Raw genomic sequence first — 22,413 nt, forward strand, 5'->3', positions numbered from 1 at the left:
TCTCAAGGCCCCTCACAGGTCGCCGGTGCGCAGCAGCTCCCGGATGCGGTCGGCCTGTCGCATGGCGAGGGCGACGATGGTCAGGGTCGGGTTCGCGGCGCCACCGGTGGTCATCACCGATCCGTCCGCGACGAAGAGGTTGGGCACGTCGTGCGCCTGGCCCCACCCGTTGAGCGGTCCATCGGCAGGGTCCGAGGTCATCCGGCAGGTCCCGAGGTTGTGCGTCGCCGGGTAGGGCGGGGTGTGGTGTACCCCGACCGCACCCGCGGCCCGGTAGACGGTGTCCGCGGAACGGTAGGCGTGCCGCCGCATCGCGATGTCGTTCGGGTGGTCGTCGAAGTGGACGTGCGGGGCGGGCAGTCCCCAGTGGTCCTTGACGTCGGGGTCGAGGGTGACCCGGTTCGACTCCTGCGGCATGTCCTCGCCGAGCAGCCACATACCGGCGGTGTTGGCGTAGGCGTCCATCAGCCGGGTGAACTCGCGGCCCCAGCTGCCCGGCTCGACGAAGGTGGCCAGGAAGGCCGGACCCAGTGACAGGGTCTCCATGTAGTAGCCGCCGACGAACCCGCGGGACGGGTCGTGGACCGCCTCGTCGGCGATGATGCCGGCCATCGTCTCGCCGCGGTACATCCGCACCGGCTGCTCGAAGCGGGCGTAGGCGGACCCGGTCAGGTGCCGCATGTAGTTGCGGCCGACTTGACCGGAGGAGTTGGCCAGCCCGTCCGGGTGCGAGGGCGAGTCGCTCATGAGCAGCAGTCTCGGCGTCTCGATGGAGTTGCCGGCGACGCACACGGCGCGCGCCGCTTGCCGGTGCAGGTTGCCGTCGGCGTCGAGATACTCCACCGCGTCGGCCCGTCCGTCGGAGCCGTGGGTGATCCGCACCGCCTGGCAGAGCGGGCGCAGCTCGGCGTTCCCGGACTCCAGGGCCCGCGGGATCTCCCGGACGAGCGTGGACCACTTGGCGCCGGACTTGTCCCCCTGGAAGTTGAACCCGTCCTGCACGGTGGCGGGGCGGCCGTCGTAGGGCTCGGCGTTGGTGGCGTAGGGACCGGTGGCGTAGTACTTGTAACCGGCGCGCTCGGCACCGTTCGCGAGGACCTTGTAGTTGTTGTTCGCCGGCATCGGCGGCCGCCCGTGCCGGTGCGAGGAGCCCATCGCCTTCTCGGCCCGGTCGTACCACGGCTCTATCTCCTCGAGCGTGACCGGCCAGTCCAGCAGGTTCGCGCCCTCCACCTCGCCGTAGGTGCTGCGGGCGGCGAACTCGTGCGCCATGAACCGCGGCGTCGCCCCGGCCCAGTGCGTGGTGGTCCCGCCGACGGCCTTGACGATCCACGCCGGCAGGTTGGGGAAGTCCCGCGCGACGCGGTAGGAGCCGGAGGTCGTGCGCATGTCCAGCCACGCCATCTGGTTGAAGGCGGGCCACTCGTCGTTGGTGTAGTCGTCCGCGGTAAGGTAGGGACCGGCCTCGAGGACGACGACCTTGACCCCCTCGGTCGCCAGGTCGTGGGCGACGGTGCCACCGCCGGCCCCCGAGCCGATGACGACGACGACCGGCTCGTTGAGCGGGATGGGGTTTCCGTGCGTGCTCATCGCTGCTCCTCCACGTCGCGCAGTTCGGTTCGGGGCTCACCGTCGTACTCGGTGATCCGCGGCTCGGGCAGCCAGTCCAGGTCGTCGAAACCCCGGGTCAGGTAGCCGCCCTGGTCGAAGCTCGGCCCCTCGTAGCCGAGCAGCTCCCACACCTCGCGGTCGTCGTACAGCGCGACCACCGCCACCCCGCGGATCTGCCGGAAGTAGGGCTCGTCGGCGTACTCCCGCAGGAGCAGAGTCGCCGTCTCGTCGGAGGCCCCGAGGAAGTCGCCGTCGCTGATCGTGTCGAGCATGTCCAGGTCGGGACCCAGGGTGGCGGCCAGACGCCGGTCGTCGGCGGTCGCCTCGACCACGGCGTCCGCGGTGCGCTCGTAGGGGCCGTCGGGGAAGGTGTCGTGCGGGTAGGCCAGCCGGAGCACGCGCACCAGGATCTGGCGTTGACGTGAGGTGAGCGTGGCCGGGCCGCCCCGGAGCGCGGAGCTGGTGTCCCGCTTGATCGTCGCCGAGTCCTTGTCCGCCATGGAGCCTCCTCGTCCCCGTCGCACCGCGTCGTGCGACGTGTCGCCCACGCTAGGCGCGCCCGGCGGAGCCCGCCACGGTTGTTCTCAGTGCGTGAGAACGTCGGGGTCGACGCGGCGGAAGTACGCGGCGACGTCACGGGCCGCCATCCGCAGCCGGTGCTCGATGCGCAGGTCCGGTCCGTCGAAGCGCGCGGCACCCGCGGAGACGGCCACGCAGCCGAGCAGGCCGCCGTCTGGCCGGCGCACCGCCACCGCGGCGCAGCTGCTGCCGGGCAGGAACTCCTCGAACTCCCAGGCGACGCCGCGACGAGTGACCCGCGCCAGGTGGGCCTCGAGCACCCCGGTGTCGGTGATGGTGCGCGGGGTGAGGGCGGGCAGCCCGTGGCGGGCGAGCTCCACCTGCCGCTCGGTGTCGTCCAGGTCGGCGAGCAGGATCTTGCCGAAGGCGGTCGCGTGCGGCGCCTGGCGGAAGCCGAAGGTCATCGGCTCCAGCCGAGGGCACTCGGGCGAGTCGGCGACGAAGATGAGCGCCAGGGTGGCGCCCCGCCGCACGGCGAGATATGCCGCGCAGCCGGTCGCGCGGTGCAGGTCGACGATCCGCTGCCGCACCTGGGCGGACAGGCCGATCTGCCGGTGCAGGGCCAGGCCCAGACGGTGCGGCTTGTAGCCGAGCTCGAAGCGGCCCTCGTGGCGCAGGTGGAGCAGGTAGTCCCTCGCCACGAGGTCCGCGGCCAGCCGGTAGACCGTGGACAGCGGCAGGCCGAGCTCGTCGGCGAGCTCCCGCGCGGTGGCGCCGCCCCGGTCCGCGACGAGCTCCAGCAGGTCGAAGGTGCGCTCCACGGTGCGCGCACCGGCGGGTGTCGTGCTCACGCCCCCATCATGGGGCAGCCGCGCTTGACGTCCGGCGCGGGGCACCCGACGATCGGGGCATGTACTTCATCGTGGTCAAGTTCCCCGTCAAGCCCGAGTCCGCCGAGCGCTGGTCCGAGATCGTCGCCGACTACACCGCCGGCTGCCGCAGCGAGGAGGGCAACATCTCCTTCGAGTGGTCCCGGAGCCTGGAGGACCCGCTGCAGTACGTCCTCGTCGAGACGTTCACCGACGAGGGCGCGGCCAAGCACGTCGAGAGCCCGCACTTCACCGAGGGCATCGAGGCGATGCGCCCGCATCTCACCGGCACTCCGCAGATCATCTCCCGGCAGGTCGAGGGTGAGGGCTGGGAGCCGATGGGCGAGCTGCAGATCGACTGACGCAGCGCAGACGACAGCCAGGGGAGGGGAGCCGTCATGGGATGGTTCCGGACGATGTTCGGGCGGCGCGACCACAAGGAAAGGCCCGCGGACCGCGACAGTGCGCCTGCGGACGGGCCCGAGACCGCCGCCGACGGACGCGTGGGGGATCCGCCGCGCGGACCAGTGGAGCTCGACCTGCCCGCGCCGGACCAGCTCCGACCGCGCTGGGCCGCGGTCGCCGCGGTGCTCGGGAGCGTGGGCTACGGCAGCGAGGACTGCCGCTCGGACGACGGTGACTGGTACTACCACGACGGCGGTGGCAACTGGTGCCGTCTCTACCGTTACGCCGACGGACGCGCGCTCCTCGTCGGCTCCGACCACGAGTACTCCGACACCTTCTACGGGGAGGCGGCGGCATACTTCGAGCGGCCCGAGACCGACCTGCTGGCGGCGGGTGAGCCGTGGTGGGGCGACGCGCTCGGCTGGCACGACCGGCGAGACGGTCAGTGGGTCTCCTTCATCTACGCCTTCGACGGGCAGCGGTGGCGCCGGGCGCCCTACGACCTCGACGACGGCTTCGCCTCGTTGGACCTGCCGGCCGTCTCCGACGACCGCGCGCGACGGACAATCACCGAGTATGCCAAGGGTGAGGGAGACGACGACCTCGTCCCGGACCTCGGGTCGCGGGTCGAGGAGGTGCTGCGCGCCGGCGTGGACGTCACCGCGGACCAGGTCCGGGCGCTGGGCTCGCACCTCACCGAGCCCGGGGTCGGGGTCGCGGCCGCACGCGGCTTCGCGGCACCGGGGCGACACTGAGCGCGCGCATACCGGAAGCTCGGCCGGTCGGGCGCTGCGGGATCTAGCTGAGGTCTTGCTGCGAGCGGCGCTCGACGGGCTTGCCGGCGGCCTCACCGACGGCGGCGGCGTGGTCGGGGACCGGCAGCTGCAGCCGTCGGTCGGTGCGCTGGTAGCCGGTCGAGTCCGGGCGCTCCGGCATGGTCAGCTCGGCCTGCTCGACCTGCTCGTAGGGGATCGTCGAGAGCAGGTGGGCGATCATGTTGATGCGGGCCGAGCGCTTGTCGTCCGACGGCACGACGTTCCACCGCGCCTCGGGGATGTCGGTGTGGACGAACATCTCGTCCTTGGCCCGGCTGTAGTCCTCCCACCGGGTCAGCGACTCCAGGTCGGTGGGGGAGAGCTTCCAGCGGCGCATCGGGTCCTCCATCCGGGACCGGAAGCGGCGCTCCTGCTCGTCGTCGGAGACGGAGAACCAGTACTTGCGCAGCAGGATCCCGTCGTCCATGAGCATCCGCTCGAAGATCGGGGTCTGCTGCAGCCACCGCCGGTGCTCCTCCGGGGTGCAGTAGCCCATGACCCGCTCGACCCCGCCGCGGTTGTACCAGGAGCGGTCGAAGAGCCGGGTCTCGCCGGCGGCGGGCAGGTGTTCGATGTAGCGCTGGAAGTACCACTGTGTCTTCTGCCGCTCGGTCGGGGTCGGCAGGGCCACGATCTGGGCGTCGCGGGGGGAGAGGTACTCGGTGACCCGTTTGATCGCCCCGCCCTTGCCGGCGGCGTCGCGTCCCTCGAAGACGATGACGAGGCGGTGGCCTGTCTCCTTGATCCAGGTCTGCATCTCGACGAGCTGCTCCTGGAGCCGGAGCAGCTCGGCCTCGTAGACCTTCTTGTTCAGCCGCGGCACCGGTCCTGCGGTGCTCCCGCCCGTGGTCGCCTCGGTCTTCTTCGCGTTGCTGCGCGTCGCCATGGGGTCATCGTGCCACTACGACGGCGCGTCGTGAAGAGGCTCAGCTCTCCAGCGGCTCGTGGTGGTCGCGACCGGCGACGCCGCGCCGCCAGTAGCCGTCCACCTGCAGCGCGCTGGGCTGCAGTGCCTCGCCGCCGACGCCGAGCTCGGCCGCCGCACGGCGCACCTGGACCATCGCGCCGGCCTCGCCTGCGGCCCAGACGTAGTCCCCCTGGGCCGGGGGCAGGTCGCGCAGGGCCTGCGCGAGGGTGGTGTCCATCTCGTTCATGAGCCAGGTGATGCGGGCGCCGTCGCGCTGCGGCAGCGGGACCACGACCTCGAGCGGTATGCCTGCGGGCGCCTCCTCGAGCCAGCGGCCGATCGCGGGGATGGCCGTCTCGTCGGCGAGGAGCACGTAGCGCCGGGCGTCCGACGGCTCGGTCATCGACCCCCGGGGGCCGAGCAGCCCGACGACATCGCCCGGCCCGGCGCTGCTGGCCCACGTGCTCGCCGGTCCGGTGCCGTGCACGACGAGGTCGATGCTCACCTGCTGGCTGCCGTCGGGCCGCGCGTCCTCGACGCCGCGCACGGTGTAGTCGCGGGTCACCGGCCGCGAGGCTCCCTCGGGGAGCTGGGGCCGGTCGTCCACCACGGTCGGGAGGGTCAGCTCGCCGGTCGACGGGTGCGGGAAGGCGACCTTGACGTGGTCGCCGACGGCGAGCGGCACCCAGGGGATGGGTGGCGCGCCGGCCTCGAGGTCGAGCGTGACCCGCCGCATCCGGCCGCCGAGCGGCTCGACGCGGCTGACGGTGGCGCGGCGGACGTGGAGCGGGTGGAGCTGGCGACCGCGCTGCAGGGCTGGGGTGGCGGCGGTGGTCATGATGGGCCCCGTTCGTCAAATAGAGAAGGAATGCGTGCTCATAATAAGGGACGAGAGGCTCGAGGACGGCACACGACGGGCCGACGTCGGTGGTCGTACACTTGTTCGCATGAACAGCGGACCGCCCGGGTGGCCCGACCGGGTCCCGCCGGCCGGTGTCGCGGGTTGGGAGCAGGCGGCGGTGTCCTGGCTGCTCGACCAGTGCCCGGCCGACTACCGGGCGTATGCCGCCTGGCGCCGGCACCCGGCCGCGCTCGCCTGGATGGCGACCCGGCACCTGGAGGCCCAGCTCGAGGCCATGCGCGGCGCGTGGCGCGACGTCCGCCCCGAGCTCGGGCCGGCGCTGCCGCCGGGCACCATCGGCGACGTGCTGGAGTCGCTGGCCCGGGAGGGGCTGCGGCTGCGCGCCAACCACCGGGCCGCCGGCCTGCTGCTCGAGGCCCTGCGGCTGCGCGCCCCCATCGCCTGAGCCCGGGCGTCCGGCGAGCCGCCCCCTGACAGCCTCGTCGTCCACTGCGAGCCTCCTCGACCAGGCTGCCAGATGACGAACCGGCGCAGAGATGCGCCCACCGACCGGGAAAGTGCTGCCGGGGCCGGCGTTCCACGGTCACCGGCGCGGAGACGGCGGTGCGCTCAGGCCAGGTCGTGCTCGGCGAGGCGCCGGCGGAGGGCCTCCTCGAAGCGCGTGACGTCGCCCCCGAGCTCGTCGAGCTCCGCCCGACCGAGCAGCACGGTATGCCCGGCGTCCTCCCCGCGCCCACGCTCGAGCAGCACCACGGGCGCACCGGCCTCGTCCACCGCGGCCTCCAGCGCCGGGGTCAGCTCGTCGAGGTGCCGCAGCTCGAGGGTGGCCTCCATCCTGGCGGCCATCTCGTCCCACCCCTTCTTGCGCCGGACCGGCGAGTGCGTGATGTCGCACAACGAGCAGTGCGCGGTGCCGCGCAGCTTGCCCCAGGCATCCGCCACCTCCCCGAGCACGCTGTCCCGGGCGTCGTAGACGCCGACGATCCTCGGACCCGGCTGCGCGCTCATCCCACCAGCGTAGGCGCGGGTCGGCGTCGTCCACCGCACGAGGCCCGGGTGCAGCGTCCTCCCAGGACCGGCCACGTAGACTGATCCGGCTGACAACGACGCCGTCGAGGCCGGAGGACGACACGTGGCACTGATGCGCACCATCACCGGGCCGTCCGACCTCAAGCGGTTGACGCAGGGTCAGGTGACATCCCTCGCGGAGGAGATCCGCGCCTACCTCATCTCCTCGGTGTCCCAGACCGGCGGCCACCTCGGCCCGAACCTCGGCGTCGTCGAGCTCACCATCGCCCTGCACCGGGTCTTCGACTCCCCGCGCGACACGCTGCTCTTCGACACCGGGCACATCTCCTACGTGCACAAGCTGCTGACCGGCCGGCACGACCTCTCGACGCTGCGCAAGCAGGGCGGGCTGTCCGGCTACCCCAGCCGTGCCGAGTCCGACCACGACGTCGTCGAGAACAGCCACGCTAGCTCCTCGCTGTCCTGGGCCATCGGCATCGCGACCGGCCGCAAGCTGCGCGGCGAGACCGACCGGCACACGGTCGCGGTCATCGGCGACGGCGCGCTCACCGGCGGCATGGTGTGGGAGGCGCTCAACAACATCGCCGACCAGCCGGACCTGCCGCTCATCATCGTCATCAACGACAACGAGCGGTCGTATGCCCCGACGCGCGGCGGCATGGCGGAGTACCTCGCCTCGCTGCGCGCCACCCAGGAGTACGAGCACATGCTCTCCTGGGGCAAGCGGCAGCTCTCCCGCACCCCGGTGGTCGGGCGCCAGGTCTACGAGGCGCTGCACGGGGTGAAGAAGGGGCTCAAGGACATCGTCAGCCCGCAGGGGATGTTCGAGGACCTGGGGCTGAAGTACCTCGGCCCGGTCGACGGTCACGACGTCGAGGCGATGGAGACCGCGCTGCGCCGCGCCCACGACTTCGGCGGGGTGGTGCTCGTGCACGCGATCACCGAGAAGGGTCACGGCTACGACCCGGCGACCGCCGACGAGGCCGACCGCTTCCACGCCGTCGGCAAGATCAACCCCGAGACCGGGCTGCCGCTCGAGCTCTCCGGGCGGTCCTGGACCGACGAGTTCAGCGACGAGCTGGTGCGGCTCGGGCGGGAGCGGGACGACATCGTCGCGCTCACCGCGGCCATGCTCATCCCGGTCGGCCTGCAGCCCTTCGCCGAGCGCTTCCCGGACCGCGTCTTCGACGTGGGCATCGCCGAGCAGCACGCGGTGGCGATGGCCTCCGGCCTGTCGTTCACCGGGATGCACCCGGTGGTGTGCATCTACGCCACCTTCCTCAACCGCGCCTTCGACCAGCTCCTCATGGACTGCGCGCTGCACCGGCAGGGCGTCACCTTCATCCTCGACCGGGCCGGGATCACCGGCTCGGACGGCGCCAGCCACAACGGTATGTGGGACCTCACCCTCGTCGGGATCGTGCCCGGCATCCGGGTCGCGGCCCCGCGCGACGGGCAGCAGGTGGCGCTCGCGCTGCGCGAGTCGGTGGACATCGACGACGGGCCGAGCGTGGTGCGCTTCCCGAAGGGCAGCGTGGGCGCCCCCATCGAGGCCGTCGGTCAGGTGGGGACGCTGGACGTCCTGCGGGACGTCGATGCCCTGGGCGGTGAGCAGGGAGAGCTGGAGCTGCTCCTCGTCGGCGTCGGCTCCATGGCCGCCACCGCGCTGGAGGTGGCCGACAAGCTGGGTGCCGAGGGGCGCCGGGTCATGGTGGTGGACCCGCGCTGGGCGCTGCCGGTGAGCCCTGACCTCGTCGACCTCGCCCGCGGAGCCGGGCGGGTGGCCGTCATCGAGGACAACATCGTCGGCGGCGGCATCGCCGGCGCGGTGTCGCAGGCGTTCGTGGAGGCGGGCGTCGACGTGCCGGTGCACGGCTACGGCATACCTCGGGAGTTCCTCGACCACGGGTCCCGCGACCAGGTGCTCGACCGCATCGGCCTGACGCCGGACGCGGTGGCGACCTCGTTGACGGCCAAGCTGGGCTGAGGGAGCAGGTCGTGCCCACGGTCGGGCTCGTCCTCAACCCGGCCGCACGCGGAGCGGAGCGCGCCCGCTCGGAGGTCGCCATCGCCTGCGCCGAGGCCGCGCTGCCGCCGCCCGTGGTCCGGTCGACGACGGTCGCCGACCCCGGGCCGGGGCAGACCCGCGAGCTGCTGGCGCTGGGGTGTCGCCGCCTCGTCGTCGCGGGCGGGGACGGCACCGTGCGCGAGGTCGTCGGGGCGACGGACCCCGCGGCCACCGTCGGGATCGTGCCCTGTGGCACCGCCGACCTGGCCGCCCGCAGCCTGCGGCTGCCGCTGCGGGCGCGACCGGCCGCCCGGCTGGCCGTGGGCGCGGACGCCTCTCCGGTCGACGTGGGCCGGGTCGAGGTGTGGCAGGAGGACGGCTCCTCGATCCGTCTCCCCTTCCTCGTGGTCGTGGGCGTGGGCCACGACGCGGAGGTCCTCGCGTCCCTGTCGCCGGTGGCGAAGGCGCGCCTGGGGTGGCTGGCCTACGTCACGCCGGGGCTGCGGCGGCTGCACCGTCCCGGACGGACGGTCGAGGTGCGGGTCGACGACGCCGTCGAGCAGCAGGAGCGTGCCTGGAGCGTGCTCGTCGTCAACGGGGGCCGCCTCCCGCTCGGGGCGCGGCTGGTGCCCGGTGCGCGGATGGACGACGGGCTGCTGCACGTCGCGGTCGTCGCGCCGCGGCGGCTGAGGGAGTGGGGGCGCGTCGCGGCGACCGGGGTGGGGGTGCGGCACCGGGAGCACCCGGCGCTGCGTTACCGCAGCGGGCAGGTCGTCGAGGTCCGGATGCGGGCGCCGGGGCCGCTCCAAATCGACGGCGACGTGGTGCCGCGCGCGGTGTCCGCGAGGATCACGGTCGAGCCGGGTGCGGTGCGGGTGGCGCGGGAGCGCTGATCCGAGGACGGGACGTATCTGGCGCGAGGCTCCGTGCTCTGCCCCCCGACGAAGGAGGGATCCATGAGCCCACCGCTCACCGCACCGCAGCATCTCGTCGCCGTCCCGACGACGGACGTGGAGGAGATGATCGACCGGGGGGAGGGGCCTGTCGTGGTGCACCGCTTCGGGGACGTCACGATCATCCGCCTCGCCGACCCCACGATCCGCCCGGGCAGCGCGGAGGTGGAGGCGCTGCGGACGTTGTCCGACCCGATGGTGCTGCCGCGTGACGAGCTGATCGCGCACCTCGACCTCGCCGCCTTCGCCTACCGTCGCCGGGGGGAGCTGCAGCGTCGGGCCCGTGGCGTGGTCACCCTGATGTCCGCCGTGGTGGGGGAGGCGGCGGTGGACGGGCTCCCCTCGAACGCGGCCAGCACCTGATCCGTCCCGCCCGCGGCCGCTGCGGTCGACCGTGGCTCGACGCCGGTGGCGCCACCTGGCAGGCTTGCTCCTCCTGGCACTCCGACCAGGGCCGCCCCAGGAGGGACCATGGATCCGACCACCGTGACGGCCCGCGTGCCGACCGAGCTGCTGGCGCGCCTCATCGGGCCGCTGCACCGGGGCCGGGTGACCCGCCAGGACCAGCAGGCGATCGTGGACACGATGACCGCGGTGACCGGCGCCCCCTTCCACGACCTGAAGTACCGCCTCAACGCCACCGGCGACCACCATGACCTCGAGCACCTCGTCTTCGACCACCTGGACGAGGACCTCCAGGACCGGCTCCTCGAGCACATCGCCGCGCAGGCGCAGGCCGACCCGACCCCCGACCTCCGCGTGCTCTGCGACATCGACGATACGCTCCGGTGCGCGCTGCACGACGACCGCTACCCCCGCGGGACGGTCTACCCCGGGGTCGTCGAGCTGCTGACCCAGCTCGACCGCGGGGCGGCGGCGGACCCGGGCCGGGTGGGCGACCTCACCTTCGTCACCGCCCGGCCGGGCGGGCCGGCCGGGCTCATCGAGGAGTACACCCGGGACGGGCTGGCCGACCTCGGTCTGCCGCCGCACTCCGTGCTCGGCGGGTCGCTGCTCAACCTGCACACGAAGGCGGCGATCGCCGAGCGCAAGCTGCAGAACATGGAGCGTGACCACCTGCTCTTCCCCGAGTGCCGCATGGTCTTCGTCGGCGACAGCGGGCAGGCGGACGGCGACGTCGGCGCCGAGATGGCGGCCCGCCCCCACGACCACGTGGTGGGCACCCTCCTGCACGACGTCACCGGGCTGGACGGGGCGGCGCGGGCCGCGTGGGCAGAGCGCGGCGTGCACGTCTTCGACACCTATGCCGGTGCCGCCGGCCACGCGCTCCGGCTCGGCCTGCTCACCCGGGAGCAGGCGCACGCCGTCGCCGGGGCGACGCGGGAGGGCGTGGCCCGGCTCGACCTCGAGCCGCGGCAGCGGGCGCACCTCGAGGACGTTCTGACCGCCGAGGAGGCGGATCTGCGGATAGGCTGACCCGGCCGCTCCCCGCACGGCGCCTGTCACCGTCCGCGCCCGATCATCGGAGTTCGCATGCGACTCACCCGACGCTCGTTCCTCGCTGCCATGGGAGGGGCGGACACCCCGGCAGTCCTGGGTGGCTGCGGCGGCTTCTCCACCGGTTCCGGCTCCGGGGGTGTGGAGGGCACGCTGTCCTTCACCACCTGGGGGACCGACGCCGAGCTGGCCGGCTTCCGGGCCGCCATCGCGGCCTTCGAGGAGGCCAACGAGGGTGCCGGCGGGCTGCGATGAGCGGGCGGCGCGCCGGCGACGAGGGCGGGGATCACGCCCGGGACGTCGAGAAGTGGTGCGCCTCCTGCGGGCGCCGGATCGAGTGGCGCAAGAAGTGGGAGCGCTCCTGGGACGAGGTGAGGTACTGCTCCAGTGCCTGCCGCCGGCGGGGCGTGCGGGCCGTCGACCGCGAGCTGGAGGAGGCGCTGGTCGACCTGCTCGCGCGGCGGGCGGCGACCTCCTCGGTCTGCCCGTCGGAGGCGGCGCGCCAGGTCGTCCGCACCCAGGGGCAGGACGGCGAGGGTTCCGACGACCCCGAGGCGTGGCGGGAGCTCATGGAGCCGGCCCGCCGGGCCGCCCGGCGGCTCGTCGTCGCGGGCCGGGTCGAGATCACCCAGGGCGGACGGGTGGTCGACCCCTCGACGGCGAGCGGACCCGTCCGGGTCCGTCGCGGCCCCGGCTGGTCGGCCTCCTGACCCCTGACCCCTGATTGTGCCCGGCCCGCGAGCCGGTCGTGGACCGCGAGGTCAGTAGTAGACCGCGAGCGGCCCGTCGGGCCCGTCGATGACCTTCACCGGGGTGTGGAAGACGCGGGTGAGGGTCGCGTCGTTGAGGATCTGCGCCGGCGGCCCGAACTCGGTGATCTGCCCGTCGTTCATCGCCATGATCTGGTCGGCGTAGCGCGCCGCGAAGTTGATGTCGTGCAGCACGATGACCACGGTGCGTCCCAGCTCGTCCGCGGCCCGGCGCAGCTGGCGCATCATCTGCACCGAGTGCTGCATGTCCAGGTTGTTCAGCGGCTCGTCGAGGAGCACGTAGTCGGTGTCCTGGGCGAGCACCATCGCGACGTAGGCGCGCTGCCGCTGGCCGCCGGACAGCTCGTCGAGGTAACGGTGCTCCAGGCCGGTGAGGTCGAGGAAGTCGATCGCCTCGCTGATGTGGCGCTCGCACTCGGGCGTGAGCCGGCCCCGGGAGTGGGGGAACCGGCCGAAGCCGACGAGCTGGCGCACCGTGAGTCGGGTGATGAAGTGGTTCTCCTGGCGCAGGATCGACAGGATCGTGGCGATCGCGCGCGACGGCGTGTGCACGACGTCGTGCCCGGCGACCGTGATCGACCCCTCGTCCAACCCGAGGAGCCGGCCGATCATGGTGAGCACCGTCGACTTCCCGGCGCCGTTCGGCCCGATGAGCGCGGTGATCCCTCCGGCGGGGATCTGCGTGGTCACCGGACCGATCGTGGTCTCGGTGCCGTAGGTCTTGGTGACGTCGGTCAGCTCGATCACAGCCGGCCCTTTCGGATGATGTAGACCAGGAAGGTCAGGCCGCCGACCAGCTCGATGATGATCGTGACCATGCCCTGGGCGTAGAAGACGTGGCGCAGCACGAAGTAGGCACCACTGAGCACGACATACCCCAGCAGGAAGGCCATCGGCAGCAGCAGCCGGTGGTCGTAGGTGTCGGCGAACTGGTAGGCGAGCATCGCCACGAGGAACCCGAGGAAGGTCATCGGGCCGACGAGGGAGGTCGTCATCGCCATGAGGACCGAGACGAGGACGAGGACGACGATGACCTCGCGCCGGTGGTTCAGCCCCAGGTTGGTCGTGGCGTCCCGGCCCAGGGCGAGCACGTCCAGCCGCCGCGCCCGCCACCACAGCGTGCCACCGGCGGCCAGCGCGATCGGCACGGCATAGGGCAGGTAGCCGCGTCGCGTTGCCGATGTTGCCGAAGAGCCGGGCGGTGAGGATGTCGAACTCGCTGGGCGTGAGGAGGCGCTGCATGAAGGTCGACAACGACCCCAGCCCACCGCCGAGGATCACCCCGACGAGCAGCATGATGTGGATGCTGCCGAAGCGGCCCGACAGCAGCCAGCCGTAGAGGATCGTCGCGACGACGACCATGAGCCCTGCCTGCAGCAGGAACTGTGCGGTGCCGGTGACCGCGGCCACGCCCGAGGCGCCGAGGAAGAAGACTGCGCCGGTCTGCACGACGACGTAGAGCGCCTCGAAGCCCATGATGGAGGGGGTGATGATCCGGTTGCTCGTGGCGGTCTGGAAGCTCACCGTGGCGAAGGCGTGGCAGAAGGCCACGACGAGGATCACCGCGATGCTCGTGGCCCGGAGCTCGGCGATCCGCCAGAAGCCGTCGGTGCCGACCGGCATCGGGTTGTCGTAGGCGAGGATCCCGGCCGTGAAGCCCAGGGCGAGGAGCACCAGCAGCCCCATGACGACGGCATACCGGAGCCGGTCCCGGCCGCGCACGAACGGGCCGGTGCGGCGCTCGCCGGGACCAGGGGTATGCCCGCAGACCTGCGGCGCGTCGGTGGCGGCGGTCCTCGTCTCAGGCACGGCGCTGCCGGATCACGAGCAGGGCGATGAAGAAGACCGCGCCAAGGACGCCGAGGATGAGCGAGACCGGCACCTCGAACGGCATGATGATCGTGCGCCCGATGATGTCGCAGACGGTGACCACCCAGACGCCGAGCAGGCAGACCCACGGCAGGTTGCTGCGCAGGTTGTCGCCGCGCAGGAGCGAGACCACGTTGGGCACGATGAGGCCGAGGAAGGGCAACGACCCGATGACCACGGTCACCACGCCCGTCGCGACGGCCACCATGGCGACGCCCAGGAGGATGACGCGGTCGTAGTCGAGCCCCACGTTGGTCGCGACGTCCTTGCCGAGCCCCGCCACGGTGAGCCGGTCGGCGATGAGGAAGACGAGGACGGTCACCACGAGGACGATCCAGAGCATCTCGTAGCGGCCCCGGACCACCGAGGTGAAGCTGCCGGCGAACCAGATGCCCATCTGCTGCAGCATGTCGAAGCCCAGCGCCAGGTAGGTCGAGACGGCGCCGACGACGGCGCCGATCATGATGCCGACGATCGGCACAATGAGCGAGGAGCGCAACGAGACCCGGCGGAGGAAGGCGAAGAAGATCATCGTCCCGACGAAGGCCATGACGACCGCTCCGGTCATCTTGGTGAGCAGGCTCGCGCCCGGGACGAGGATGAAGACGAGCAGCAGACCCAGGCCGGCCCACTCGGTGGTGCCGGTCGTCGTGGGCTCGACGAAGCGGTTCTGGGTGAGCAGCTGCATGACCAGCCCGCACATCGACATCGCTGCTCCGGCGAGCACCAAAGAGATGGTGCGGGGCACCCGTGTGATCGCGAACATCTCCCACCCGTCCTGCCCGGCGGTGATGTCGTAGACCCCGACCGAGAGCGAGAGCGCGAGCAGCGCGGCCGTGGCGACCAGGGCGACCACCAGAGCCCACGCCGAGGACCCCCGGCGGCGGCCAGGGCGGCCGGCCGGGGGTCCTGCGTAGGTCGACGTCGTCGACGAGGTGCTGGGCGTCACGGTCAGCGGGCGGCGCCGCCCATCGCGTCGGCCATGTCGTTGAAGATGGTGGTGTAGGCCTGGATGTCCTCGGTCAGGTAGAAGTCGGCCGGCAGGTAGACGATGTTGCCCTCGGTCACCGCGGTGACATTGGCCAGTGCCTCGGACTCGGCGATGAGCTCCTCGGCGCTGGAGTACTCCTCGCCCTCGGCGGCGACGGCCGCGTCGCGGTCCATGACGATGATCCAGTCCGGGTTGGACTCGGCGATCGCCTCGACCGAGATGTCGTCGCCGGTGTGGCCGCTGCCGCCCTCCTGCTCCAGGGCCGGGGTGAGGCCCAGGACGTCGAAGACCGGACCGATCGCGCGGCCGGTGCTCGGGGCGACGTAGCCGATGTCGCCGCCGGAAGTGATCAGCCCCATGACCGTCTGCTCGCTGTCGTAGGCCTCGGTGGCCGCGGCGATGGACGCCTCGAACTCCTCGACCAGCGCGGCCGCGTCCTCCTCATGCTGGACGGCCTGGCCGGCGAGCTCGATCTGGCGGATGAGCTCCTCGTCCAGGGGGTTGGTCTCGTAGTCCGTGGTGGTGTCGACGATGGCGGCCTCGGGCACGAGCGAGGTGATGTCCTCGTAGAAGTCCTGGAAGCGGTAGCCGGTGAGCACGAGGTCGGGGTCGGCGGCCACGATGGCCTCCAGGTCGGGCTCGCCGTGGTTGCCGAGGTTGACCACGGAGTCGTCGCTGGCGTAGCCGATGTCCTTCGGGAAGATGTCCAGCGGCGCGGCCACGACCGGGACGCCCCAGGCGTCGAGGGCGCGAACGACGCGGTTGTCGGTCACCATGATCCGCTCGGCCGGGACCGGCACCTCCACGGTGCCCTGGAAGTCCTCGACCTCGACGGTGCCGGACGCGGCCTCCTCCGACGACGTGTCGCCCTCGGCAGAGTCGTCGCTGTCGGCGGACTCGTCGGCGGCGGAGCCCTCGGACGAGCTGTCGGTGCCCTCGTCACTGCCGCAGGCGGCCAGGGTCAGGGCGGCGGCGGTCGCGACGGCCACGAGGCCGGCGCGAGGGCGACGCAGGTGCATGATGCTTCTCCTTGAGGTTCGGGGTCGGCACCAGCATCCTGACACCGAAGGTAACCCTAACCTAAGTGATCTTTCCCCCCGCTGCACCACCCAAAATTGTGGGATGGCTCACGTCGCTGCGCCTGACCCGACTCCGCGGCCGCCCTCACAGGGCCAGCGCGAGGGCCTCCGCGAAGAGCTCCTCGGCGTCGGCGTCGACCCCGCGCCGCAGGAACCACGCGGTCACTGTGGTGCAGTCCCGGTGCAGCAGGTCCGCGCCCTGCGGGTTGGCGACGACATCCACCACCTGGGGCAGGTCGATGACCACCAGGGTCTCTCCGTGGACGAGCAGGTTGTAGGCGGACAGGTCGCCGTGCGCCCAGCCCTGACCGGCCAGGCCGAGGACGACGTCCCGGGTCTGGTCCCATAGGTGGGCCAGGAGCGGGGGATCGCCCGTGACCTGGGCCAGGCGTGGCGCCGCCGTCCCGTCCGGCTCGCCGACGAACTCCATGAGCAGCTCGGTGCCCTGGATCGAGACCGGGTAGGGGATGGGCAGGCCGACCTCCCAGGCGTGGCACATGGCCTCCCACTCGGCGTGCGCCCAGCGGCCCGCGGCCACGGCGCGGCCGTAGGTGGTCCCCTTGGCCAGCGCCCGCTGGTCGCGGGACCGACGCACGCCGCGACCCTCGGTATACCTCGCGCTGCGGTGGAACGAGCGGTGGTCGGCGTCGCGGTAGCGCTTGGCGGCGAGCAGGCAGGCGGCGTCGGTGCCCGGCGTGCTCGCCGTGCGCTCGAGCAGGAAGACATCGGCCTCCTTGCCGGTCTTGAGCACGCCGAGCTCGGTGTCGATGGCGCCGGAGTCCTGCACCACCCACGGCGGGACGGGGGCCGGGCCGCGCTGGCCCGCCTCGACGTCCCAGTAGGTCGTCAGACGCTGGTCGGTGCTGAGGTCGTCGGCCGCGTGCAGCGGCGCATAGTCGAAGACGAAGAACGGGTCGATGTCGCCCGTGGGGTGCGGGGTGTGCACGAGGTGCTCCTGGGAGGAAGAGGGGGGTGGGGCGGGTGCCCCGGGGCGCGGTCGGACATCGCTGGCCCCCTTCCTCTCAGGTGAGCACGCCCGGCGCGTGCTCGTGGTGCTCCGGAGTCTGCCGCGCCCGGGTCGGGCGCAGCAACGGGTTTTCGTCCCCCGGTCAGGACAGCGAGCGCTCCGCCTGCTCCTCCTCCGGGATCTCGTCCTCGAGCCGCTGCAGGACGGTCTTGCCGAGGATCGCGACGACGACCAGCCCGACGAGCACGGCGACGAAACCGAGCCAGCCGCTGCCGGTCGCGGCGAAGACGACGTAGCCGAGCAGCGCGATGACGGCGCCGGAGATGGCATACGGCAGCTGGGTCATGACGTGGGTGATGACGTTGCAGCTCGCGCCGGTGCTGGACAGGATCGTCGTGTCGCTGATCGGGGAGCAGTGGTCGCCCCAGACCGCGCCGGCGAGGACCGCGCCGAAGGCCGCGAGGAGCAGCTCATCGCCCCCGCTGACGTTGACCATGATGTCGCCCGCGATCGGGAGCAGGATCCCGAAGGACCCCCACGAGGTGCCGGTGGAGAAAGCCATCGCGCCGGCGAGGACGAACATCACCGGGATCAGCCACTGCGGCGCCATGTTGGCGCTCTCGACGAGACCACCGAGGTATTCGCCGGTGCCGAGCTGACCGATGAGGTCACCGAGGATCCACGCGAGCAGCAGGATGTAGACCGCCGGGAGCATGGACTGAATCCCGCTCCAGACGCCGCGTCCCAGGGTGCTGGTGGAGAACTTGGGGTTGGAGGAGGTGTAGCGCACGTAGTAGTAGAAGGCCGACGCGAGCCCGAGCACGGCGCCGTAGATGAGCGCCTGGGTGACGTCGGTCGAGGCCATGATGTCCAGGACGCCGACGCCGCTGCCGGCGACGTAGTCCTCGGCGGTGACCGTGCCGCGGTAGCCGGTCCAGACGATGCCGCCCAGCACCCCGGCGACCAGCAGCAGGAACGGGATGACCAGCGCGCGCTTGTGGCCGGGGGAGTGGACCGGGAGGTCCTCCGCGATCTCGCCGGGGATCTCCTCGCTGTCGTCGTAGGTCTCGCCCTCGGTGATCGCACGCCGCTCCTGGCCGCGCATCGGGCCGAAGTCGATCCCGAAGACCACGACGATCCACACGAGCAGCACCGCCGCGATCGCGTAGTAGTTCATCCCGGCGGCACCGAGGAAGGCGCCGACGTCGCTCACGGTGAGCGACGAGGCGGCGACCAGCGGGGCCATGATGCCGATGATGCTCGCGCCCCAGCTGGAGAAGGGGACGAGCACCGCCACCGGCGCGGAGGTGGAGTCGATGAGGTAGGCCAGCTTGGCGCGGGCGACGTGGTGCCGGTCGGTGACCGGGCGCGCGACCTGTCCGACGGCGAGGGCGTTGAAGTAGTCGTCGATGAAGATCGCGACGCCGAGCCCGGCGCCCAGCGCCTGCGCACCACGGCGGGTCCGGATGCGCTGGATCGCCCAGTCCGAGAAGGCCTGGCTGCCGCCGGACATGAGGATGAGCGAGGCGATGACGCCCAGCGCCAGGGTGAAGACGAGGATGTAGACGTAGTAGGTGTTGACCGCGCCCTCGGCCCAGAAGATGCCGGCGACGCCGGTCCACACCAGGCGCAGCGTCTCCAGCGGGTTGAAGTTCGCGACGAGCAGCGCGCTGGCGAGCACGCCCGCACCAAGGCTCAGCAGCACCTTCTTGGTCGCGATGACCAGCGCGATCGCGATGATCGGCGGCAGCAGCGTCAGGATCGGCAGGTCCTCGGTCATGGTGCCTCCTCGACGGCGGTGGTGCCCAGGGTAGACCCGGTCTAGACGTCGGCGCCGCGTCGACCACGGAGTTTCGCGCGGACGGTGACGGCGAGCACGACGGCGAGGATGCCGTAGAGCACCCAGGTGATCCAGCTGCTCACCAGCACCGCGTAGTCCCCGTTGGAGGACAGCAGCGCCTCGCGCAGCGAGCTCTCGGCGAGCGGCCCGAGCACCATGCCGATCATCAGCGGCGCGAGCGGCACGTCGTAGCGGCGCATGACGAAACCGACGACGCCGATGAGGAGCAGCAGGTAGAGGTCGAACTGGGCGGCGGAGAGGGCATACACCCCGAGCCCGCAGAAGACGGTGATGCCGCCGTAGAGGTAGGGCGCGGGGATGAGCAGCAGCCTGGCCCACAGCTGGGCGAACGGCAGGTTGATGACGAGCAGCACCACGAGCGCCACGAAGAAGCTCGCGAGCAGCGACCACACCAGGTCCGGTGCCCGGTCGAAGAGCAGGGGACCGGGCTGCAGGCCGTACTGCTTGAAGGCCGCGAGCATGATCGCCGCGGTCGCGAGACGGGCAGTCCCAGGGCGAGCAGCGCTCCCATCGCGGTGCCGGTGGTCGCGTTGCCGGCGGCCTCCGGTGCGGCGAGCCCACGGATCGCGCCCTTGCCGAACATCGGCCGCGGGCGCTTGCGGTCGATCCGTCGCTCGACGTCGTAGGCCATGAACGTGGGCACCTCGGAGCCGCCCACCGGGATGATGCCGAAGGGGAGGCCGATCGCCGTGCCGCGGGCCCAGGCGGGGGCGGCCTCGCGGAACTCGGCGCGCGAGAGCCACGCCCGCCCGCTGGTCTTCATCGCCACCGTCTTGGGGTCGCGGCGCACCCGCGAGGCGATGTGGAAGACCTCGCCGAGCGCGAGGACCGCGACCGTGACCGTGACGATGGAGATCCCGTCGAAGAGCTCGGGTATGCCCAGGGTCGCGCGCTCGGTCGCCGAGACGGGGTCCATGCCGACGGTCGAGATTCCCAGCCCGACGACCAGCGCGGAGATGCCCTTCACGGCGGAGTCACCCACGATGGAGGAGGTCGCCACGAAGGCGAAGAGCGCCAGCGCGAAGTACTCCGCCGCCCCGAAGCCGGCCGCGAAGTCGGCGAGGGACGGGGCGAGGAAGACCACCACGACCGCGGCGCAGAAGCCGCCGACGAAGGCCCCGAGCGCTGCGGTGGCGAGGGCCTGCGGTGCTCGCCCGTCCTTGGCCATCCGATGGCCCTCGAAGGTCGAGGCGATGGCCGAGGCCTGACCGGGGGTGTTCATGAGGATGGCCATCGTGGAGTCGCCGAAGAGGCCGCCGAAGTAGACGCCGGCGAACATGATGAAGGCCGCGGTCGGCTCCAGCGCGAAGGTCATCGGCAGCAGCAGGGCGACGGCCATCGAGCTGCCCAGGCCGGGCATGACGCCGACCGCGGTGCCGAGCAGGCAGCCGAGCACGACCCAGAGCATGTTCATGGGGGTGAGGGCCCCGGCGAAGCCGTCCATGAGCAGCGACAACGACTCCATGTCACATCCCTCCGAGCAGGAAGCCGGCCGGGAGGTTGAGCCCCAGGCCCTGGGCGAAGGCCAGGTAGATCGCCGAGGAGACGACGAGCGCGAGCGTGGCGTCGAAGAGCGCCCGGGTCGAGCCGATCCCGCGCGCCACGCACCAGAAGAGCACCGCGGCCGCGACGATCCAGCCGAGGACCTCGATCGTCAGGGCGAAGACGAGGAAACCGCCGACGCACCACGCCACCGCCCGCCAGTCGGTGAAGGTGCGCCATCGCGCGGTCCCGGGGTCCGTGGGGTCCCCGTGGTCGGTGTCCACCGGCTCGGGAGAGCGCAGGTAGTGCAGCACGAGCAGCGCGCAGAGCGCGTAGCCCGCGACGATGAGGATGTTGGGGAAGAAGCGCGGTCCGGGGAAGTCGGTGCCCTCGGGCACCTCCATCGTGAGGACCCCGACGAGCAGGTAGGTCGTCCACGCGGCCAGCAGGGCCGGGACGACGAGGCCGGAACGGCCGTGCCAGAAGCCGCGCTCGGTCACAGGCCCAGCTCCTCGATCAGCGCCTCGTTCTGGCGCGTGTCCTCCTCGATGAAGTCCACGAGCTCAGGCCCGGTGAGGAAGACGTCGGTCCACCTGTTGCGCTCCATCGCCTCCTGCCACTCCGGGCTCTGCGCGGTCTCGGTGACGATGGCCTCCAGCTCGGCGAACTCCTCGTCGGTGATGCCCGCGGGGGCGAGGAAGCCGCGCCAGTTGGTCATCGACACGTCGTAGCCCTGCTCGATGAGGGTCGGGAGGTCGATGCCCTCGATCCGCTCCGGGGAGACGACGGCAAGGCCGCGCATCCGTCCCGCCTCGATCTGGTCGGCGAACTCGTTGTAGCCGGACACCGCCGCCCGCGCGTCCCCGGAGGAGAGCACCTGGATGGCCTCGCCGCCGCCGGACTGCGGCAGGTAGGTGATCTGCGTCGGGTCGATACCGGCCCGGATGGCGAGGTCGGCGACGATGAGGTGGTCCAGGCCGCCGGCCGAGCCACCGGTGAAGGGGAAGCCGCCCGGGTCCTGCTCCCAGTCGACGATGAGGTCGTCGATGGTCTCGTAGGGGGAGTCCGCGGGGACGACGATGATGTCGTACTCCTCGCTGACCCGGGCCAGCGGGCGCACGTCGGTCAAGGCCACCGGGGAGTCGTTGAGGGCGATGGCGCCGGTCATCACGGTCCCGGTCGTGAGCAGGTTGCTCGCCTGCCCGTCCAGCGTCGAGAACTTGCCCAGCCCGATGGTGCCTCCCGCGCCCGGGATGTTGAGCACGGTGGCGTTGTTGACGATGCCGTCGGCCCGCATCGCGGCCTGCTGCTCGCGGGTGAAGGTGTCCCACCCCCCGCCGGCGCCGGCGGGGGCGATGAGGGTCAGGGTCGAGCGCAGGTCGGAGTCACCGTCCTGGGCGGACTGCGCCGACAGGGTGAACGCCGAACCGATCACCAGGGCCGCCACGACGGCATACACCAGCATCGGCCACCGTGGTCGTCCGCCGCTGCGCACCTGTTCCCCGCTCATCCTGCTCCTTCGCTGGTCAGCGCCTCAAACTACTATCACTGACGCAGCGTCAACTGACAAGCAACAGGACGGGGAGCCGCCATGACCGTAGTGCTCGCGTGGACCACGACGCCGGAGGGACAGGCCGCGCAGGAGACCGCGGTCGCCGAGGCGCGACGGCGCTCACTGGACCTCGTGGTCGTGCCGATGCAGGAGGGGAGCCCCGAGGTGGCGGCCGAGGGCGTCGAGGTGCGCGTGCACGCCCCCGACGAGCGCGACCGCGACGTCGTTGGGGACTTCCTCGACATCGCCGCGGAGGAGGACGCCTCCCTCATCGTGATCGGCGTCAAGCACCGCTCGGCGATCGGCAAGCTCATCCTCGGCTCCTCCGCCCAGCAGATCCTGCTCGAGGCGGCCGCCCCCGTGCTCGCGGTGAAGGCGCCGCGCTGAGAGGACCGCTCTGGCTCGG

General features: G+C 71.9%; 22 protein-coding genes and 3 pseudogenes. 10 read left to right on the top strand and 15 right to left on the bottom strand.

Annotated elements, in window-relative coordinates; all coding sequences use genetic code 11:
• Positions 1–12: 12 nt before the first annotated feature.
• The 3 genes from BJF80_RS11805 to BJF80_RS11815 all read right to left on the bottom strand — a co-directional run bounded on the left by BJF80_RS11805 (position 13) and on the right by BJF80_RS11815 (position 2,981).
• The gene (locus tag BJF80_RS11805; protein ID WP_075813862.1) at positions 13–1,590 is read right to left on the bottom strand and encodes a GMC family oxidoreductase; all 1,578 of its coding nucleotides are present in this window, start codon (positions 1,588–1,590) and stop codon (positions 13–15) included.
• Positions 1,587–2,111, bottom strand: coding sequence for a hypothetical protein (locus tag BJF80_RS11810; protein WP_237767582.1), 525 nt, complete (start codon positions 2,109–2,111; stop codon positions 1,587–1,589). The genes BJF80_RS11805 and BJF80_RS11810 overlap by 4 nt, the downstream gene beginning before the upstream one ends.
• An 84-nt stretch (positions 2,112–2,195) precedes the next feature.
• Complete coding sequence (locus BJF80_RS11815; RefSeq protein ID WP_075813864.1) at positions 2,196–2,981, bottom strand: IclR family transcriptional regulator; 786 nt, start codon at positions 2,979–2,981, stop codon at positions 2,196–2,198.
• Between the two features lie 59 nt (positions 2,982–3,040).
• Here BJF80_RS11815 and BJF80_RS11820 point away from each other — a divergent pair, with 59 nt between their 5' ends.
• Entirely contained in the window at positions 3,041–3,361 is a 321-nt protein-coding gene (locus tag BJF80_RS11820; RefSeq protein ID WP_075813866.1) for a putative quinol monooxygenase, read from the top strand.
• Positions 3,362–3,397: 36 nt separating this feature from the next.
• Positions 3,398–4,159, top strand: coding sequence for a proteophosphoglycan 5 (locus tag BJF80_RS11825; protein ID WP_143554097.1), 762 nt, complete (start codon positions 3,398–3,400; stop codon positions 4,157–4,159).
• A gap of 43 nt (positions 4,160–4,202) precedes the next feature.
• Here the strand turns inward: BJF80_RS11825 and ppk2 are convergent, their stop codons facing one another.
• Together ppk2 and BJF80_RS11835 are read right to left on the bottom strand one after the other, a co-directional pair.
• Complete coding sequence (gene ppk2 / locus BJF80_RS11830; RefSeq protein ID WP_083653287.1) at positions 4,203–5,105, bottom strand: polyphosphate kinase 2; 903 nt, start codon at positions 5,103–5,105, stop codon at positions 4,203–4,205.
• Positions 5,106–5,145: 40 nt separating this feature from the next.
• Positions 5,146–5,964: a siderophore-interacting protein gene (locus BJF80_RS11835; protein WP_083673646.1), complete on the bottom strand. Its 819-nt coding sequence runs from the start codon at positions 5,962–5,964 to the stop codon at positions 5,146–5,148.
• Positions 5,965–6,073: 109 nt separating this feature from the next.
• Between BJF80_RS11835 and BJF80_RS11840 the strand changes: the two genes are divergently transcribed.
• The gene (locus BJF80_RS11840) at positions 6,074–6,433 is read left to right on the top strand and encodes a hypothetical protein (RefSeq protein ID WP_022923755.1); all 360 of its coding nucleotides are present in this window, start codon (positions 6,074–6,076) and stop codon (positions 6,431–6,433) included.
• Positions 6,434–6,597: 164 nt separating this feature from the next.
• Here the strand turns inward: BJF80_RS11840 and BJF80_RS11845 are convergent, their stop codons facing one another.
• Complete coding sequence (locus BJF80_RS11845) at positions 6,598–6,996, bottom strand: hypothetical protein (protein WP_075813870.1); 399 nt, start codon at positions 6,994–6,996, stop codon at positions 6,598–6,600.
• Between the two features lie 124 nt (positions 6,997–7,120).
• On the opposite strand from BJF80_RS11845, the gene dxs reads away from it, so the two are divergent.
• From dxs to BJF80_RS11875, 6 genes are all read left to right on the top strand, one after another.
• Positions 7,121–9,004: a 1-deoxy-D-xylulose-5-phosphate synthase gene (gene dxs / locus BJF80_RS11850; RefSeq protein ID WP_075813872.1), complete on the top strand. Its 1,884-nt coding sequence runs from the start codon at positions 7,121–7,123 to the stop codon at positions 9,002–9,004.
• Positions 9,005–9,015: 11 nt separating this feature from the next.
• A complete protein-coding gene (locus BJF80_RS11855) occupies positions 9,016–9,918 on the top strand; it encodes a diacylglycerol/lipid kinase family protein (protein WP_075813874.1) in 903 nt (300 codons plus the stop codon).
• 63 nt (positions 9,919–9,981) lie between these two features.
• A complete protein-coding gene (locus BJF80_RS11860) occupies positions 9,982–10,341 on the top strand; it encodes a hypothetical protein (protein WP_075813876.1) in 360 nt (119 codons plus the stop codon).
• A gap of 108 nt (positions 10,342–10,449) precedes the next feature.
• Positions 10,450–11,415, top strand: coding sequence for a phosphatase domain-containing protein (locus tag BJF80_RS11865; protein WP_075813878.1), 966 nt, complete (start codon positions 10,450–10,452; stop codon positions 11,413–11,415).
• 57 nt (positions 11,416–11,472) lie between these two features.
• Positions 11,473–11,691, top strand: a complete 219-nt coding sequence (locus BJF80_RS11870; RefSeq protein WP_202817206.1) for a hypothetical protein — start codon at positions 11,473–11,475, stop codon at positions 11,689–11,691.
• On the top strand, positions 11,688–12,146 hold the full coding sequence (locus BJF80_RS11875; RefSeq protein ID WP_075813882.1) for a DUF2256 and DUF3253 domain-containing protein: 459 nt from the start codon (positions 11,688–11,690) through the stop codon (positions 12,144–12,146). Before BJF80_RS11870 ends, BJF80_RS11875 begins: the two co-directional genes overlap by 4 nt.
• Before the next feature lie 51 nt (positions 12,147–12,197).
• Here the strand turns inward: BJF80_RS11875 and BJF80_RS11880 are convergent, their stop codons facing one another.
• The 9 genes and pseudogenes from BJF80_RS11880 to BJF80_RS11920 all read right to left on the bottom strand — a co-directional run bounded on the left by BJF80_RS11880 (position 12,198) and on the right by BJF80_RS11920 (position 21,965).
• Positions 12,198–12,953, bottom strand: coding sequence for an iron ABC transporter ATP-binding protein (locus BJF80_RS11880; RefSeq protein ID WP_075813884.1), 756 nt, complete (start codon positions 12,951–12,953; stop codon positions 12,198–12,200).
• A pseudogene (locus BJF80_RS11885) lies at positions 12,950–14,015 on the bottom strand (iron chelate uptake ABC transporter family permease subunit). The gene BJF80_RS11880 and the pseudogene BJF80_RS11885 overlap by 4 nt, the downstream one beginning before the upstream one ends.
• Complete coding sequence (locus BJF80_RS11890) at positions 14,008–15,024, bottom strand: ABC transporter permease (protein ID WP_075813886.1); 1,017 nt, start codon at positions 15,022–15,024, stop codon at positions 14,008–14,010. The pseudogene BJF80_RS11885 and the gene BJF80_RS11890 overlap by 8 nt, the downstream one beginning before the upstream one ends.
• Before the next feature lie 2 nt (positions 15,025–15,026).
• Positions 15,027–16,085 carry a siderophore ABC transporter substrate-binding protein gene (locus BJF80_RS11895; RefSeq protein ID WP_075813888.1) on the bottom strand — a complete coding sequence of 353 codons (1,059 nt, stop codon included), beginning with the start codon at positions 16,083–16,085 and terminating at the stop codon, positions 15,027–15,029.
• Positions 16,086–16,230: 145 nt separating this feature from the next.
• The gene (locus BJF80_RS11900; RefSeq protein ID WP_075813890.1) at positions 16,231–17,091 is read right to left on the bottom strand and encodes a serine protein kinase RIO; all 861 of its coding nucleotides are present in this window, start codon (positions 17,089–17,091) and stop codon (positions 16,231–16,233) included.
• A gap of 163 nt (positions 17,092–17,254) precedes the next feature.
• Positions 17,255–18,892, bottom strand: a complete 1,638-nt coding sequence (locus BJF80_RS11905) for a Na+/H+ antiporter NhaC family protein (protein ID WP_075813892.1) — start codon at positions 18,890–18,892, stop codon at positions 17,255–17,257.
• Between the two features lie 41 nt (positions 18,893–18,933).
• Positions 18,934–20,438, bottom strand: a pseudogene (locus tag BJF80_RS11910) (tripartite tricarboxylate transporter permease).
• Between the two features lies 1 nt (position 20,439).
• Positions 20,440–20,955: a tripartite tricarboxylate transporter TctB family protein gene (locus BJF80_RS11915; protein WP_075813894.1), complete on the bottom strand. Its 516-nt coding sequence runs from the start codon at positions 20,953–20,955 to the stop codon at positions 20,440–20,442.
• Positions 20,952–21,965 (bottom strand): Bug family tripartite tricarboxylate transporter substrate binding protein, encoded by a 1,014-nt coding sequence (locus BJF80_RS11920; protein ID WP_075813896.1) that lies wholly within the window; start codon positions 21,963–21,965, stop codon positions 20,952–20,954. Before BJF80_RS11920 ends, BJF80_RS11915 begins: the two co-directional genes overlap by 4 nt.
• 72 nt (positions 21,966–22,037) lie before the next feature.
• On the opposite strand from BJF80_RS11920, the pseudogene BJF80_RS11925 reads away from it, so the two are divergent.
• Positions 22,038–22,394, top strand: a pseudogene (locus BJF80_RS11925) (universal stress protein); the annotation flags it as partial.
• Between the last annotated feature and the right edge of the window lie 19 nt (positions 22,395–22,413).

The organism is Serinicoccus sp. CUA-874 (genome assembly GCF_001942225.1).
Lineage (GTDB): Bacteria > Actinomycetota > Actinomycetes > Actinomycetales > Dermatophilaceae > Ornithinicoccus > Ornithinicoccus marinus.